At 59.1% G+C, this 16,878-nt stretch carries 14 protein-coding genes and 2 pseudogenes; 4 read left to right on the top strand and 12 right to left on the bottom strand.

Annotation, left to right across the window (positions count from 1 at the left end):
• Window positions 1-9: 9 nt before the first annotated feature.
• Window positions 10-1,143, bottom strand: coding sequence for an ABC transporter ATP-binding protein (locus AArcS_RS10350; RefSeq protein WP_238477341.1), 1,134 nt, complete (start codon window positions 1,141-1,143; stop codon window positions 10-12).
• Window positions 1,144-1,391: 248 nt separating this feature from the next.
• On the opposite strand from AArcS_RS10350, the gene AArcS_RS10345 reads away from it, so the two are divergent.
• Window positions 1,392-2,180: an IclR family transcriptional regulator gene (locus AArcS_RS10345; protein WP_238477340.1), complete on the top strand. Its 789-nt coding sequence runs from the start codon at window positions 1,392-1,394 to the stop codon at window positions 2,178-2,180.
• A gap of 393 nt (window positions 2,181-2,573) precedes the next feature.
• A complete protein-coding gene (locus tag AArcS_RS10340) occupies window positions 2,574-3,914 on the top strand; it encodes a sulfatase family protein (RefSeq protein ID WP_238477339.1) in 1,341 nt (446 codons plus the stop codon).
• Window position 3,915: 1 nt separating this feature from the next.
• On the opposite strand, the gene AArcS_RS10335 is transcribed toward AArcS_RS10340, so the two are convergent.
• From AArcS_RS10335 to aroA, 9 genes and pseudogenes are all read right to left on the bottom strand, one after another.
• Window positions 3,916-5,943 (bottom strand): beta-galactosidase, encoded by a 2,028-nt coding sequence (locus AArcS_RS10335; protein ID WP_375139662.1) that lies wholly within the window; start codon window positions 5,941-5,943, stop codon window positions 3,916-3,918.
• A 111-nt stretch (window positions 5,944-6,054) separates the two neighbouring features.
• Window positions 6,055-6,414 (bottom strand): annotated as a pseudogene (locus AArcS_RS10330) (type II toxin-antitoxin system PemK/MazF family toxin).
• Window positions 6,411-6,776 (bottom strand): MarR family transcriptional regulator, encoded by a 366-nt coding sequence (locus tag AArcS_RS10325; RefSeq protein WP_238477337.1) that lies wholly within the window; start codon window positions 6,774-6,776, stop codon window positions 6,411-6,413. Before AArcS_RS10325 ends, AArcS_RS10330 begins: the two are co-directional and overlap by 4 nt.
• 403 nt (window positions 6,777-7,179) lie before the next feature.
• Window positions 7,180-7,668 (bottom strand): annotated as a pseudogene (locus AArcS_RS10320) (Eco57I restriction-modification methylase domain-containing protein); the annotation flags it as partial.
• A gap of 69 nt (window positions 7,669-7,737) precedes the next feature.
• A complete protein-coding gene (locus AArcS_RS10315) occupies window positions 7,738-9,096 on the bottom strand; it encodes a hypothetical protein (RefSeq protein WP_238477335.1) in 1,359 nt (452 codons plus the stop codon).
• Between the two features lie 4 nt (window positions 9,097-9,100).
• On the bottom strand, window positions 9,101-11,353 hold the full coding sequence (locus tag AArcS_RS10310; protein ID WP_238477334.1) for an AAA family ATPase: 2,253 nt from the start codon (window positions 11,351-11,353) through the stop codon (window positions 9,101-9,103).
• 215 nt (window positions 11,354-11,568) lie between these two features.
• Window positions 11,569-12,018: a hypothetical protein gene (locus AArcS_RS10305; protein WP_238477333.1), complete on the bottom strand. Its 450-nt coding sequence runs from the start codon at window positions 12,016-12,018 to the stop codon at window positions 11,569-11,571.
• 58 nt (window positions 12,019-12,076) lie between these two features.
• Window positions 12,077-12,199, bottom strand: a complete 123-nt coding sequence (locus AArcS_RS15855) for a hypothetical protein (RefSeq protein WP_259372666.1) — start codon at window positions 12,197-12,199, stop codon at window positions 12,077-12,079.
• Between the two features lie 14 nt (window positions 12,200-12,213).
• The gene (gene aroA / locus AArcS_RS10300; protein WP_238477332.1) at window positions 12,214-13,500 is read right to left on the bottom strand and encodes a 3-phosphoshikimate 1-carboxyvinyltransferase; all 1,287 of its coding nucleotides are present in this window, start codon (window positions 13,498-13,500) and stop codon (window positions 12,214-12,216) included.
• Between the two features lie 82 nt (window positions 13,501-13,582).
• On the opposite strand from aroA, the gene AArcS_RS10295 reads away from it, so the two are divergent.
• The gene (locus AArcS_RS10295) at window positions 13,583-13,789 is read left to right on the top strand and encodes a hypothetical protein (protein WP_238477331.1); all 207 of its coding nucleotides are present in this window, start codon (window positions 13,583-13,585) and stop codon (window positions 13,787-13,789) included.
• A gap of 66 nt (window positions 13,790-13,855) precedes the next feature.
• Complete coding sequence (locus AArcS_RS10290; protein ID WP_238477330.1) at window positions 13,856-15,025, top strand: M24 family metallopeptidase; 1,170 nt, start codon at window positions 13,856-13,858, stop codon at window positions 15,023-15,025.
• On the opposite strand, the gene AArcS_RS10285 is transcribed toward AArcS_RS10290, so the two are convergent.
• Complete coding sequence (locus AArcS_RS10285; RefSeq protein WP_238477329.1) at window positions 15,022-15,615, bottom strand: flagellin; 594 nt, start codon at window positions 15,613-15,615, stop codon at window positions 15,022-15,024. The two genes, AArcS_RS10290 and AArcS_RS10285, sit on opposite strands and share 4 nt — an antisense overlap.
• 62 nt (window positions 15,616-15,677) lie before the next feature.
• Entirely contained in the window at window positions 15,678-16,868 is a 1,191-nt protein-coding gene (locus AArcS_RS10280) for an acyl-CoA dehydrogenase family protein (RefSeq protein WP_238477328.1), read from the bottom strand.
• Between the last annotated feature and the right edge of the window lie 10 nt (window positions 16,869-16,878).

Genomic DNA, 16,878 nt, shown 5'->3' with positions numbered 1-16,878 from the left:
CCGTTCCGCTTACGCCTGAGCGTCGGCCGTCCGTCCGTCAGTGTCGATTGCCGCGTTCTTGACGGCGTCACCCGAATCAGCCTCGAAGAGATGGATCTCCCGTTCGGGGAACGTGATCTGTATCTCGGTGCCCGGATCGTAGTTCGGTGTTCCGTCAATGGATGCCGTGTAGGTCTTGTCGCCGATACTGATGTTGACGTGAGCGACGTCGCCGAGCGGTTCGACGACATTCACTGTCGTTGCAATCGTGTTTTGCTCGTCTCCAGTGGCGATATGAATATCCTCGGGACGGATACCAAGGACGTATCCGGAGCCAGTTGCGTTCAGCGTCTCCGCGACCTCCGGTGAGAGATCGTAGCTGAACTCGTCGTGGACGAGCTGTCCATCCTGGTACCGTACGTCCAGGAAATTCATGCTCGGTGAGCCGATGAACCCGGCGACAAACTCGTTTGCCGGGGTGTGATAACATTCGAGTGGGGTTCCGATCTGCTGGAGTTCACCGTCGTTCAGAATCGCGATCCGATCGCCCATCGTCATCGCTTCAGTCTGGTCGTGTGTGACGTAGATCGTCGTGACGCCGAAGTCGTGTTGCAGGTTCTGGAGCTCGGTCCGCATCTCCGAGCGGAGTTTGGCGTCCAGATTGGAGAGTGGCTCGTCCATGAGGAATACTTCCGGGTCCCGGACGATCGCCCGCCCAAGCGCGACACGCTGTTGTTGCCCGCCAGACAGCTCGCCGGGTTTCTGATCGAGATTCGCTTCGATTCCGGTCATTTCGGCGACCTCCCGAACCCGCTCGTCGATCTCCTCGTCGGGCATGTCCGTCGTCATTTTCAGCCCGAAACTCATGTTCTCTCGGGCGGTCATGTGTGGATAGAGGGCGTAGCTCTGGAACACCATCGCCATGTTCCGATCTTTCGGCTTCGCATGGGTCACGTCCTCACCGTCGAGGATGATCTCCCCGCTGGTCGGTCGTTCGAGCCCTGCGATACACCGGAGTGTCGTCGACTTCCCACAGCCGGATGGTCCGACGAGAACGAGGAACTCTCCGTCCTCGATGGTAAAGTCGAGATCGTCGACGGCGACGAGATCGCCGTCACCCGTGCTGAACACCTTTCTCAGATTCCGAACGTCAATGCGACCCATATCTGGTCAGGTCGCGTTCCTGGTTGTTAAACGTTTGGTCATACCGGTCGACGGCGAGCTGGGCCCGAGGATCGGGGGAATCGCTTCCTGCACATCGTTCATATATGGTGAACAATAATAAACTACTCTCCCGCCCAGCGCGGTATATAATGATGAATCATTTTATTTCTCGCCGATCCGGGCGTACCGGACGAAAGACGTTCGTATATCATGAACAATTATATCCGTGAACGCCCCGAACTCGTCGTATGGTCGCAACCGATATCCCAGCCGGAACGGCGGACAACAACAGGGCAGAGACGACTGTCACGAGTTTTCGGATCATCGAGGCACTGAAAAGCAGGGAGTACGCCGGGGTCACCGAACTGGCCGAGGAACTGGATCTCGCCAAAGGGACGGTCCACAAGCATCTCAATACACTCCGTGAGCTCGATTACGTTATCAAAGAAGACCACGAGTATCGGCTTAGCCTGAGTTTTCTTGGGCTCGGGACAGCCGTCCGTTCACGATTGCCCGTGTATCAGGAGGCCCGGCAACCGCTAGAAAAGCTCACGGCAGCCACCGGCGAAGTGGCGAGCCTCATGATCCCCGAGCACGGATATGGGATCTACGTACTGCGGACCTACGAGGGCGATCATCCAGATGTCAACGTCAACGAGGGCGAGCGCCTGCCACTACACGCTACCGCGGGTGGAAAAGCGATCCTGTCGTACACGCCAGCGGACGAGCGAGAGCGGATTCTCGATGTTCGGGGGTTGCCCCGGCTCACTGAAAACACCATCACCGACAGAGACGCTCTGATCGATGAATTGCGGTTGGTCCGGGACCGCCGAACGTCGTACGACCGTGCGGAGTACCGCGAGAACTGGCACTGTATCGCTCAACCGATTACGAACGAGGAGAACCGTGCCATCGCGGCAGTCACCGTTTCGGGCCCGGCCGAACGAATGGAACAGAAGGACTCGGCGACTGATCTTGCGAGCCTCGTGGGTAGTACAGTCAACTCACTCCAAAATCGGTTCTACGCCGACTATTGAGCAAGTGTTTACAATTGTACGGCTGTAAATGACCTGGCAGAAGCGAACCAGCGACTACCGAACGGCGACCGATTGTCGACAGCACAGTCGTTCATATATTGTGAATACATCTGTCTACTCCGTGCCCCAGAACTGACAATACTAATAACTAATCCAGAAATATATAATATATGTCATTTGTAATACTTAGTATTTATCTTTGAGCAACCAGAATACGTGTTATTCGGGTATATTGTAACAAATCACTGAGTATCCAATAATACAACAAATTCGATCACAGCTGTCGTCGTTTTGGGAAGTGTCACAGCTGGATGAGAGTCTCGCACCCACTCGGGAGGGGTTTGGCCACTCTGGAGATAGTTATAAGTCGTGTCGAACAGTGAGGCGGTAATAATGACGAACAGCGAACGACCGAACGTGCTCGCCGTGGTGACGGACCAGCAGCGGTGGGACACGCTTGGGGCGTACGGCTGTCCCCTCGATCTCACGCCGAACATCGACCGGCTTGCCCGACGTGGGACGATCGTCGAGCAAGCGATCACGCCTCAGCCGCTGTGTGGGCCAGCACGGGCGGCGTTGCAGACGGGCAAGTATCCATCGACAGTCGATGCGTGGAGAAACCCGAAGTCCCTCCCGTCGGAGGAGCGAACCCTCGCACACCGTTTCATGGACGCGGGCTACGATGTCGGCTACGTCGGCAACTGGCACATGAGCGGGTCGTTCGACAAGCCGGTCCCGAAAGCGCGACGTGGCGGATACGATGATTTCTGGCTTGCGGCCGATGTCCCCGAGTTTACCTCGCAACCGTACGAGGGGCATCTGTTCGACGAGGACGGCGACCCGGTGGAGTACGATGGCTACCGGGTAGACGCATTTACCGAGTTTGCGATGGAAGCGATCGAGAGCCTCTCTGAACCGTTTTTTCTCGTCGTCTCCTATCTCGAACCGCACAACCAGAACGACATGTGGACGTTCGTCGCACCGGACGGCTACGCCGAACGATATCGGGAGACACCGTACATCCCCGAGGATCTGGAGAACCGACCGGGCGACTGGTACGACGAGCTCCCGGACTACTACGGGATCGTCGAACGGCTCGACGAGTGTATCGGGGAACTGGTCGGCGATCTCGCGGACCGGGGACTGCTCGATCGAACGATCCTCGGGTACACGTCCGACCACGGCTGTCACTTCCGGACGCGACCGGGCGAGTATAAACGGACGCCCCACGAGTCTGCTGTGCGCGTCCCCGCGATATTCGCCGGACCGGGGTTCGATGACGGGCGGGACGTGAATGGGGTCAGGAGTCTGATCGATCTCCCACCGACCGTGCTCGATGCCGCCGGGCTCGCGGTGCCCGACGGGATGCACGGAGACAGTATGATGCCGATCGTTCGTGGCGACGAATCGAACGACGACGGACAGGCGTTCGTCCAGATCAGCGAGACGCAGGTCGGCCGGGCGCTCAGGACCGACCGATGGAAATACGCCGTGGCGGCCCCCTCTCCGACTGGCTGGCGGGGCGGGAACGCGGAACAGTCGAGTGACGTGTACGTCGAACGGTATCTCTACGACCTGGCGCGGGACCCGGCCGAACAGGTCAACCTCGTCGGGCGTCCCGACTTCCGCACGATTGCGGATGAGCTGCGTGCCAGCCTCATCTCGGAGATCGAACGCGTAGAAAACGAATCGCCCGATATCAAGCCGTACGAAAACGGGTACGAGTCGTTCTAGCCTATTCGACTGTGATATCCGCCCCGTCGTACACCGTGGGGGTTGCACTGTAGGGATCTACTCTCCGGGTCTCCCCGTCGAGGGCGAACGCGACCTCGTCGCCGGTGAAGTTCAACAGCCACGTCGCCTCGGTGCGGCGGGCGACCCGGACGCCATCCGGCAGTCGGTCGGTGTAGGCAACATCGGCGCGATCCAGCAGATCCGTCACTACGGCTTCCGCCAGCTCGGTCTCCGGCCAGACGCCACAGTAGGTAACGCCGCCATCGCCGACCGTGGAGTGGGTGATCGCCGCCCGGTCGGTTGTCCCATCGGTCTGCAACCGTCCGTGGACCACTGTTGTTCCCGACCCGTGCTCGCCGACATCCGTAAGCCACTCTGCCCACGTCCGGTACGCGTATCGATTGCCACGGTACTCGATGTCGAGGTCGACCGAGGACGGGAGCGTCTCGTGCTGGTCGACCGTGACATCGGCCAGCGGGGCGAGCGGTCCCGGCTGCTGGCGCTCCTGTAGTTTGTTGTGCCGGTCCTTGACGCCGCTCCGGATGGTCAACAGGAGCTCGCCACCGGATCGGACGTACTCGTCGAGTCGGCTGGCGAGGTCGTTGTCGACGAGATACGGCGTCGGCGCGACGACGGCATCGTACGTCGACAGCGTGTTGCTCGGCGGGACGATATCGACATCGACACCGCGGGCGCGCAGGGCACGATAGTACGCGAGCAGGTGCTCCCAGTAGTCGAAGTCCGCGGCGTGGGGCTGGATCCCGGTCGCCCAGAGGTTCTCGTAATCGTGGAGAAGCGCGGCCTGTGTCTCGACCGGGTTTGGGGCATCCGCGACAGCAGTCGTCCCGGTTCCGTCGAGCACCTCGTCCAGTTCCGTCGCGGCGCGTGTTGCCTCGTGATAGCCCCTGTCGGGCGAGCCGTCCTGCTTTCGCAGCCCGGCGTGGTACTGCTCTTGCCCCTCGCGGCAGCGCCGCCAGCGGAAATAGAGGACGTTGCTCGCGCCGTGGGCGACCGCGTGGTGGGCCCACAGCGTCATCGCGCCCTCGCCCGGCTGTGGGGCGTGTGCGGCCCAGTTGACGTCGCCCGGCTGCTGTTCCATCACCCAGAACGGCCGATCCAGCGCACTCCGGTAGATATCGTGATTCAGTGCGACCTGGTCCGGATCGCCAGCGCGCAACTCGTCGAGACCTGGCTCGCCGGTCTGTCGGTCCTGCACGAAGCCGTTCGGATAGTTGTCCCACGAGACCAGATCCAGCTGGTCGCTGGCGTCGTAGGCGTCAAGCGAGCCGAACTGGCCCATGAAGTTGTGGGTGATCCACCAGTCGTCGTTCACCTCGCGCAGCAGGTCGGCCTGAAACTCGTTGTACGCGACGGCGCTGTCGCTCGAAAACCGATAGTAATCGAGCAGGCGCGAGGGGTGGTGTTCGGCGGCGGTATGACGCGGCGGGTCCACTTCCGCGAACTCGGTGTGATGCTGGCTCCAGAACGTCGTGCCCCACGCCTCGTTGAGCGCGTCGACGTCGCCGTAGCGCTCTTCGAGCCACTCGCGGAACGCCCCGGCACAGTCCTCGCAGTAACACCGGATCGTTCCGTGGACGCCGAACTCGTTGTCGGTCTGCCAGCCGACCACGCGCGGGTCGTCGCGGAACCGCTCGGCCACGATCCGGACGATCCGCTCGGTCTCCTCGCGGTAGGCCTCGCTGTTGAAACAGTAGTGGCGACGGCTCCCGAACTCGCGGGTAGTGCCGTCGGCTTCTTCCTGCAGGATCGAGGGATCCTCGTCGACGAGCCACTTCGGCGGGGTCGCCGTCGGGGTACACAACACGACGTCGATGTCGTGCTCGCCGAGCAGGTCGATCGCCTCGGCCAGCCAGTCGAGGTCGATCTCGCCGCGCTCGGGCTCGATCCGGGACCACGCGAACTCGCCCATCCGGACGGTGTCGATCCCCGCCGCGGCCATCTCCTCGACGTCTCGCTCCCACTCCTCGCTCGGCCAGTGTTCGGGGAAGTAACAGACGCCGATCGTCATCGTTCGGTCCTCCAGCTCTGGCAAACTGTCTGCTGTCTCATGGTCATCTACATACACCGTCTCACCCCGCTGTCTTTGTTCTTGTGGACGGCATCGGCTGTGCCGTTCTGGTCACGTGCCAGCCTGTAACTCCGTGACCAGCGCCTCTATCGCGTCGGCGACCAGAGAGCGCTCGATCGTACCTTGTCAGTAATCGATCTCCGCACTACTGATCGACTGTACTCCCCATGGAACGATCCGACTCTTCGAGGGTGTTCCCCCACGAACCCAATCGGAGTCATCGATCGTGATGAGACCGTCCATCCACGTCCTGGTGGTCAAGGTGACGACAATATACTGGTCGCCATGAAATGGCCGCCCGTCATGATTCGAGAGCACGAGCCAGGGGCGGGCTGATTCGTCGCCCCTGAACGGGTCGGCTCCAAAAACAATATCGCCGGGTTCGTAGATCGGCTTCCCAGTATCGCTCACTGTTGTTCACTGGGATGTGGCCGGTCAGGTGCGTGGTCTTTCCACTCGTCCGGGTCCTCCGTACCCAGTTGGTCATTAAACAGCTCGGTTGCGCGGGCGTAGCCATCGTAGTTCGACAGTCGCCTGTCGTCCTCCGTGATCGCCCAGTAGGGACCCTTGTGTTCGACGAGCGATCGGTTCTTCAGCCTCGACAGTGCTGTGCTCACGGCCCCCTGATCGATATCGATCCGTCGAGCGATTTCACTTGCCCTGAACGCAGTCGCATCGTTTGCCGCGAGGAACCCCAGCACCTGATCGGTCGCCGAGAGCTCGGACAGCTCCTCCTCGCTCGACCGCTCGAACGTGTCCCGATCGATTGACATGGCTGAAACTACTGTGAGGAATGTAATGAGTGTTATGGGTGAAACCCCCGGCGCGCGCTGGCGAGTCGTCTATGACGAGCCAGCGCCGTGCGAGGGAAGACGAGCGAGCCCTGCGAGCGAGGAATCGGCTGGGGAGGGTGTGGCTGCGGTGGGAGGGATCGAAAGGGGCCGTGGCGGTCGGGGAGTCCGCAGCCAGTAGCACCGCAACGTATGTGAGGAGCGCACGGCTGCAGACGACCCGAGCGCCGCGGGGGCTTTCTGGCTGTAGTGTGACCAACTGAGTCCGACCCGAGCGCCGCGGGGGCTTTCTGGCTGTAGTGTGACCAACTGAGCCCGACCCGAGCGCCGCGGGGGCTTTCTGGTTGCCGGTGTCCCGCTCGGCTACCCACTCTCTGTTCGCGGACTACTCCCCAACAGCCTCCTCTACAATCTCGATCTCGTCCTCGGTGAGCCCGTACAGCTCGTAGACGATCTCGTCGATCAGCTCGTCGGTCCGCTCGATCTTCTCTTCCAGCTCCTCGGCGCGCGCTTTCGTCTCGATGTAACTCTCCAGCCCGGCCTCCACGTCCACCACCCGCGGCAGGGTCAGCTTCCGCAGCCGATCCACCAGCGAGTTGGTCTTGGTCGCCGTCTCCCGAAAGCCCGCGAAGCCGCCCGCCTCGTCGACGGCCATCGGCACGAACTGCTCGATCAGGTCCGCTTCCAGTGCCGTGAGGTCGGTGATCCGCAACGCGGCCATCGGGTGCGTCTCGGTGTAGCCCCACTGGTCGGTCTCGTGGTCCGCTTCGTCATCGGGCTTGTACCGCGCCGTCAGCCGAATCTCGACAGTCGACTCGGACTCCCGCCTGACGCTCGCCTCGCCGACGCGCAGGTTCGGGCGCTCCGACGCCGTCTGCTGGGAACAAAATGGAATTATAAATATAATGGAATATAAATCAATCCTATAATACCTCCCTATGAACTACTCATTCACTACCTCTTTAAGAATATTCTCCAGCTCTGAATTCAATTCGGAAACCTGGAGGATATTCACCTCATTTTCTGACTGTTCTTTAATAGATGTAGTCTTTTTGTTTAAGTCTTGAACTACAAGCAGCCCATTATGTCCATTTCCAAAGTAGTTTTCCTCCTCATCACCATGCCCACCAAAGACAAAGTCGTCGTTGACACGAAGAAATGCCAGGTATTCAAGTGTCTCTTTGATTCCTTGGCGTATAGTATCTGTGCGCGTGCTGTTTTTTGTCTCAACAACTAGATAATCGTACTCATTATTCTTTTCTGAAAAAACTTCAAGGACGATAACATCAGGCCGACTAGTATGATTGTGGAAGTCACGCTGGAAATAATCACTCGCAATTTCCTGTGCAGTTATTGGAACCTTCTCGGTTCGGGAAAGGGCCTTATTTTCTTCTGGAACAACTCTAAACGATAACTTGCGATCCCGACCGGAGTTGTCATGATACAGGACAACTTCTCGATCACCCTGTAAACGGGCGACTTCTTGTCGGCCAGTAGCGATCGTGCTAAACGTTGCTGGTTGGTCTTTTATTTCCTCAAGCACTGCCACAAATCGGAATAGGACGTATAACTCAAATAGAACGTTCTCGTCGTCTGGAGTGATTGCCGTCTCATCAATTAAATCACGTATTGAGTCTGGGTTGCCATCCAATAGCTCATTCCTTGTTTTAAGTAGTTCTGCGGCGTCTCGATAGAGCTCCTTTCGTGAAGAGGTAGCTTTGGTGAGCATCCGTTCCGTGGGTTCGTATGCGTCCGGTTGGCGAATGCGACGAACGTGGACGTTTCGTTCGACAAGCTGCTGTAATTCCTCTATAAGGTCTTCATTGCCTTTCCACGTTTCTTGAACCCATTTATATTCGTCACGCAGATACTCTTCTGCCTCCATCAGTGTAGTATATATCACTGAAATCAGCTTCTTGAGAACGATGTTTTCGTCAATATCGTAGTCCTCTGATCGGTTCTCACAAACAAATATTGAGTGATCCTTGGGATACTCAGCGTATCGCTTTTTGTATGTATCTCCCCAGTTTATTCTTCCATCAACTTCTCCACGACAGGTTCGAGAGATGTTCTTTGTCTCTGTCCGTATTCCCCTAACTCGCTGAGGCAACCTTTTCACGAAGGAGACGACTTCCGGTTTTAAAATAAAATGAAAGTCTAGAAGTAGCTCATATTCTTCGAAGCGATCATCAAGTTGCTTTGGCTTGATCGTTTGAGCTAGTTCACGCTCCGGGAATGACCCGTTCATGACGTATGCTACTACGTCTTCAGTTAGTTGATCTACTATTTCGTCTCTATCCATCTTTCTATAGTGAGATTTGTAGCATATCTACAGAAGCCTCTTCGAGAGCTTCCTCATCTATTTCGGATATCTTTGCAATATTTCGGACAATTTTCTTTCGTTTCGGTACTCCTTCTAATTGAGGAAAAATGTAGCTTATTACTGATTGCGTGAGACGATATTCGATATTTTCTTGCGGATGGTGACATATATAGCTCAAAATATCCTTAATTATTGCAGGGCCGATGGCTCGGTTCTCTACGGCATGGTTTGTCTCTCTCCAAACCCGGCCGACTCCTATCGCTTCTTTGCGCTCAGGATGTAAGTCCCAAGTATTGGCATAATCGAAGACGATCTGTTCTAGCTTTTCTTCATCATCTCGAGAAGTACCTGTCGGTAAGTCTGGTGCTGGAATCCGAATAAAAGTAAACCGACGCATAAATGCATAACTCATCTCGTAGAGCGATGTTTTGTCGTATGTATTCATTGTCGCAAATATACGCCACGACTGGGGGACAACGTATTGATGTAGCTCTGTCGAGCCGATTCTTTCCCGCGCAGGAATTAATTCTATTTCCTGACTATTTTTCGTATACGGGAGTGTCACCGACTGGCCAGAGAGCAAGGTAAATAACTGCCCAAACGCCTTGTCGATGTCTGCCCGGTTGAGCTCATCAATAATGATGGGCTCGTTTTGCTGTTGGCCGCTCTTTCGGTTCTTGAACCTGTTGAGAATTATCCCCGGTGAAAACTCTAGATCGTCCGATGCGCCGTTCCCTGCTCCTGGCATATATCCTCCGATCGTGTCGAATGTCGACCAATCTGCTGTAGCGGTGGTCAACCCGTCACCAGTGAACAAATTAGGGTGGTTTTCGCTTAAATATGTAGACACTCGACTAGCAACCTCGGTTTTCCCTGTTCCGGGGGGGCCAGTGAACACGATATGTTTTCCAGATTTCAGTGCAGCAGTGATATCCATCGCCAATCCGGAGGCAGATTTGGTATCTTGAGAACTCTGGCTGGGGAAATGCAGCCCATCAAACACGGAAGCAGGTATTTGCTCCTCAAACTCTCGACAATATGCGATTGGTGGGTACTCCGTTAGGGCAGGCACTAACTGAGAGAGTAATTTTTGCCCGTTGCTGGACTCATCTGTTGCGTCCATTTCAACGACATATCCGCGATCAAACAGATTTCCATCACTCTCATTGAGGGATTTTTTAATAGATTCTTTAGAAAGGCTCGCTTTGAGTAGTGCAGTTATTTCGCGCTCCCTCGCATTTACTGACCGCTCTTTGAGAGGAGTCGTGCAATCGATTGCAGAGGGGTCTCCCGACAGAAATAGTCGATCAAAAGACAAGAAAGACGATGGATGTGTTGCAGAGTCCGAACCTTGCTCCTTCCAAGTCCACGGGGATTCTTTTGTACCGCGATCACCGACCACGGCTACTCCGAAAAGTGCATCCTTCGAGGGGGAAAGCTGACCATCCATCGGCGTTCCCGAGGAGTGGAACAGGAGGACATCTCCCCGTTCGACATCCCCAAGTCGGGCATACGTCTCGTCGATCGGGAAACCTCGGTATTCGACCACCGACAGCCAGAGATCCGGTGGTGCTGCCACTCTGAAGATTGCTGGTTCGACTGCTGAGGAGAGATGGTTAAAGATCGGATGATCCGGTGGTGAATCACCAGATGCCTTGTCATCGGTATCTGATTTACCGGTGGAGTCATTATTGCCAAACGTATCGAATGTCGTCACCGTTCGAGATTCAATATATTCCTCAATACTTCCAAACTCTTCACGAATCCTCTGGTGGCCTCGATCGTTGGCAGGACGAAAACGCATCGTAAACTGTTTGTCCTCATCAAGCAGCTCACCTTGCAGTTCTTCGCTATCGATGTCAACTTCACGAGGTTCTGTGAGATACACGATATACTCCCACGGATCAGCTTGATCGTCCCCACCTGCTGATCCATCGGCGTATGCGGGCCAGAGTTCCTTGGCCAGTTGCGGGTTGTGCTCCGTTCCCGCAACCTCTGCCACATATTTGTATTGCTTGTTCCCCCAATAAAATACAACGAAATCACCAACAGAGAGCTTCTCCCAGGTGCTTTTTAGATTCGGAACCAATCCCCAGATTCCGATGGATTCGCCAAAGTCACTCCGAGTATACTGCTGATAAAATTCGTCTGGAACACCGTCTCGTACTGTCCGTTGGAAATGGTCCTGAGGACGAGAACTCGCACAAGGTGCGAGAAATAGTTTGCTGGTAGACATACAAGCTATATGTTCACTGGAGGGCATTTACTTAAATCACAGATTCTCGGCAAGCACGTTCGGATCATTGCTCTCACAACTGGACGCCGGTAGTATCAATGTGGGGGTCCTGACAGTTGCCCATCGCCCGTTCGTCACACGATACCACGATATGTTACATTGTATACAATGTTACACACCCTCCCGGCGGACGGGAGGACGCGGGGGACCGCGATCTAGACGTCCAGCAGCGTCGACCCGACGAGGTAGATCACGAGCGTCGCCGCGATGGCAGCCCCTGCGCCGATCAGCGGGTCCGGTTCGGCAAGCGAGAGACCGACCCCGATCGCGACGATCGAGCCGACTTCGAGCCCCGCCCCGAGCACGCCCAGCTGCGCGCTCGCGGGCACGTGACGGCTCGCTTCCGTAAATCCGATCTCCTCCTCGACCTGTTCCTGTACCGCCGAAATCCCCATGAACCACGGCAAGAACAGATACGAGCCGACACTACCGAAGACCCCGGCGATCACGCCGTAGGCGACACTCTCCAGCGCGAGATAGCCGACCGCACTGAACGCGACGAGGTTCATCACTGCCCCTGCCGCCCCGATCAGTGTGAACATGCGCTCGTTGATTTCGATGCCCGATTCCGAATCGTCCTCGAACTGCACTGCGGCATCTTCCATACGCCACAGTGACAGATGTTGGACAAAAAGTATATCGGAGATCGGTCGTGTCGACGCGTTACTCGTTTGCTAACTTCTCGTACAACTCGTCGTACTCCGCACGGAACCGACGAGCGAACAGGCGGACACGCTCAGGACGCCCGGTAGCCTCGTCTTCGTCGGTGATTGGTGACTCGGTCATCCCTACCAACCCGCCTACACTTGCTGTACGCCACCACCGAGCCCCGCCAGCACGTCGAAGAAGTCGGGGAACGAGACGTCGACGTGCTCTGCGCCAGTAACCGTCGTCTGGCCGTCAGCCACGAGTCCTGCCACGGCAAGCGACATGATGATCCGGTGGTCGTCACAGCCGTCGACCGTCGCGCCGGAGAGGTCGGTCTCGCCGCCGTGGATCGTCAGCACGTCGTGTTCTTCCGTCACCGCTGCGCCCATCTTTCCGAGTTCCTCGGCCATTGCGCTCACGCGATCGGTCTCCTTGTACCGGACGTGCTCGCAGTTCTCGATTCGGGTATCACCATCCGCAATCGCACCCAGGGTCGCGATCGTCGGCAGGAGATCGGGCGTGTCGCCGACATCGACCGTGGTCCCGGCAAGATCGCTTCGCTCGACAGTGATGACGCCCCCGTCCTGATCCCAGTCGATCGCCGCGCCCATATCCTCAAGAATCCCGACGATGGCGCTGTCACCCTGCGCGCTCGGCTGTGCGCCCTGTACCTCGACGGCGTCCTCGCCAGCCACTGCGCCCATCGCAAGGAGATAGGACATCGACGAGAAGTCGCCGGGCACCGAGTACTCGCCGCCCGCGGGGGCGTAGGACTGCCCCCCAGCGACGGAGAATCCCGTGTCAGTCCGCTCGGCGTCGACGCCGTACGCCGCCATCAGCTCGGTGGTAATATCGACGTAGGGCGAGGATTTGAGTTCGGTTTCGAGCTCGATATCGATCCCCTCGTCGGTCACCGCACCGGCAAACAGCAGCGCGGAGATGAACTGCGAGGAGACGTCGCCCGGAATCGAGACGGTCCCGCCCGAAACTGGCCCCTCGATGACGAGCGGGGCCTGCCCGTTCCCACGGGTGCTGCGTGCGCTGCCTCCCAGTTGACCAATCGCGTCGAGCAGCGGACCGTGGGGGCGAGATCTAAGGGACGCGTCGCCCGTGAGCACGGTGATGCCATCCGCGAGTGCCGCGGTCGCGGTGACGAGCCGCGTCGTCGTCCCGCTGTTTCCGCAGTCGATCACGTCGTCGGGCACCTCGGGCCGACCGTCGAACCCCACCACGTCGAGTGTTCCATCGGTCTCGGTCACGTCACCACCGAACGCCTCGACGGCACGACGGGTCGCCCGGATATCGGCGCTATCGAGCGGGTCGTGGACCAGCGCGCCGTCGGCGTACCCGGCGGCCAGCACTGCACGGTGTGTGTAGCTCTTCGACGGTGGTGCCTTCGCCCGCCCGCTGACGGTCGAGGGCGTGATTTCGACGTTCATACCCGCCCCCACGAACGGGAGCGGTATCACAGTACCGGAAGGCATCCGAACATCGAAGTTGATCGCAGCCACAGACGTGAGTATGGGACTACTCGATCGACTGCGATCGTGGTTCGGTAGCGGCTCCGACCCCGACGAGCTATCGGAGACGGCAGAGGACGCCGGAAAGGCCTCGAAGCCGAGCGGTCTCGATCCGGAGAACGTCACGGAGGTGCGAACGGAAGGGAGCGACGACGCCGCCGCAAAGCTCCGGGAGCTGTCGGAGCGTACCGAGGAGAGAGACGAGTAAAAAAACGGTCCGACTGGCTCCGGTGAGTCCCCGAGTTATATACTCACCGGGTCCCGACCGTACCGTATGGAACCCGATCTCTCAGAACTCGCAGACACCATCGACGACCGCGGCGCTGACGGCTACCTCTTCGATGGCCACGATGACTCCGACCAGACGTACGTCTGTGGCTTCGACGCACCGGATCCCTACATTGCCCTGTACGATGGGGCCGGTGCACACCTGCTCGTCTCGGGGCTGGAGTACGGCCGTGCCGTCTCCGAGAGCCGCGCGGAGTCGGTTGCCCGCCTCGCCGACTTCGACTATCAGGAGCGCGCTGCCGAGGATGGCCCACGAGCGGCCCGGCTGGCGACGATTGCCGCCTTCCTCGCCGATCACGACGTCGAGTCGGTGCTCGTCCCCGAGCGGTTCCCGACCGGGACCGCCGACGGTCTGCGCGACCACGGCATCGACGTCTCCGTCGAGTCCGAGGGCGTAATTACCGAGATTCGCTCGGTCAAGACCGACGAGGAGATCGAACACGTCCGGGCGGCCCAGCGCTCCAACGAGGCCGCGATGGCCCGCGCCGAGGAGCTGATCCGCGGCGCGACGATAGAGGACGGCGATCTGGTCCACGACGGTGACGTGCTGACGGGCGAGCGCGTCAAGGAGGCGATCGAGATCGAGCTACTGCGGCAGGGCTGTGCCCTCGACGAGACTATCGTCGCCTGCGGCGCTGACGGCGCAGATCCCCACGACCGCGGGAGCGGGCCGCTCGAAACGGACGAAGCGATCGTGATCGACATCTTCCCGCGAGACAAGGAGAGCGGCTATCACGCCGACATGACCCGCACGTTCGTTCGTGGGACTGCAAGCGACGAACTCCGCGCACGCTACGAGATCACGCACGAAGCCCATCAGGCCGCGCTCGACGCCGTCGAAGCCGGGGCGACTGGCGCGGATGTCCACGATGCGGTCTGTGACGTCTACGAGGACGCGGGCTACGCGACGCTCAGGGACGATCCATCCACGGAGACGGGCTTCATCCACGGGACCGGCCACGGGATCGGACTGGACGTCCACGAGCTCCCACGGCTGAACCCGACGGGCGGCGAGCTACAGGCTGGCCAGATCATCACCATCGAACCCGGTCTCTACGATCCCGACGTCGGCGGGATCCGCATCGAGGATCTCGTCGTCGTCACCGAGGACGGCCACGAGAACCTTACCGACTACCCCAAAGAGCTAGAACTCTAGAGTTCGACGACGTCCCCATCGTCGGCCCGGTCCAGCGAGTGGGGCGCGGTGACGATCCAGGTCGTCTCCGCACCCGACGCGCCCACGATCCGCAGGGTCGCGCTCTCGCCCGTCGCCAGCGTGGTATCGCGGTCACCGGCATCCAGATCGAACGCGATCGTGTACCGGTCGTCTCTGGACGTGAGTACCGGCGCAGTTCCGTCCGGATCCGCCGTTGCGATCACCTCGAAGGAGTCGCCGTAGGCGGCCTCGTAGCTGTAGTTCCGGACGCCGTTGCTCCCGATATACTCGACCGAGGCCCCCGATAGATCGATCTCACTCGCCCCCGGTGCGGGCATCACGCTCAGTTGGACCCGGTCGATGCGTGGCTCGGCCGTGCTCGTATCGACCCTGCCGGTTGCACTCAGTATCAGTAGCTGGTTGGTCACCTGATCCTGCGAGTCCTGACTGCTGGTTTCGGCGGTGCTCTGCAGGGAGCTAACCGTCGTGATCATCATCGTGGCGGCGATGGCGGCGACGAGGATCATCGCGATGAAGACGATCAGGGTCTCGACGCCGACCTGCCCGCGCTGGTCGGTGGCTGCGTTCACTCCGCTCTCTGAAGACGCTACATCCCCGCAGGCCTAAAGATAGAAACCTAATCAAAGAGGTACTACAGTCCAAGCTCCCGACCGATCACCAGTTCCTGTATCTCGCTCGTCCCCTCGCCGATCTCCATCAGTTTGGCGTCGCGATAGAACCGCTGGGGCGCGAAATCGCTGGTGTAGCCGTAGCCGCCGAGGGTCTGGACGGCCTCCTCGGCGACCTCGCGGGCCGTCTCGCTGGCGTCGAGTTTCGCCAGCGAACTCGCCTTCGTCACGTCTTCGCCCTGGTCGTACATCCAGGCCGCTTTGTGGGTCAGGAGTCGCGACCGCTCGATATTCCGGTCCATCGCAACGAGCTTGTTCCGGATCGCGTCGAACTTCGAGATGGGCTGGCCGAACTGCTCGCGCTCTTTCGCGTACGATTTCGCGGCCTCGTACGCTCCCTGTGCCAGCCCGACCGAGAGCGCCGCGATGGAGATGCGCCCACCGTCGAGCGTGGCTTTCGTTTGCTCCCAGCCCTCGCCCGGCTCGCCGAGCAAGCGATCAGCCGGCAGGCGCACGTCGTCGAGCTGAATCTCGCAGGTCGGCGAGGCGTTCAGCCCCATCTTGTCCCAGACCGCCGTTACCTCGAACCCTTCGTCGTTCTCGGGATCGACGATGAACGTCGAGATGCCGTCGTAGCCGGCGTCTGGCTCGGTGACCGCTTTGACCAGGATCGATCCGGCGACGTTGGCGTTCGTGATGAACTGCTTGGTGCCGTTTAACACCCATTCGTCGCCGTTCTGCGTCGCTTCCGGCGCAGAGCTCGCCGAGCCTTGCTCGGCGGTGTCCGTCTCGGCGGTCGTCTCCATATCGCTCGCGTCGCTTCCGCTCGACGGTTCGGTGAGCGCCCATCCACCCATATGCTCGCCTTCAGCCAGCGGGCGGAGCCACCGTTCTTTCTGCTCGTCCGTTCCGAACGCCTCGATAGGCTTCGAGGCGAGGCTGACGTGGGCCGCATAGGAGAGGCCCACTGCACCCGACACCCGACCCAGTTCCTCGACGATCAGCGCGTACATGAGCTGATCCCCACCGAGCCCGCCGTACTCCTCGCTCACCGGGACCCCCATGACGTCGAGCGCGGCCAGTTCGTCGAAGACCTCCGTGGGAAACCGATGCTCGTCCTCGATCTCCTGGGCGATCGGCTCGATCTCGGCCTCGCAAACGTCCCGGACGGCCTCGCGCATCATCCGGTGTTCGTCGGGGATCCGAAAGTCCATACCACGAGGT

The organism is Natranaeroarchaeum sulfidigenes (genome assembly GCF_017094485.1).
Lineage (GTDB): Archaea > Halobacteriota > Halobacteria > Halobacteriales > Natronoarchaeaceae > Natranaeroarchaeum > Natranaeroarchaeum sulfidigenes.
Note: the sequence above shows the minus strand (reverse complement) of the source record. Positions and strands in the feature narration are given on the sequence as shown.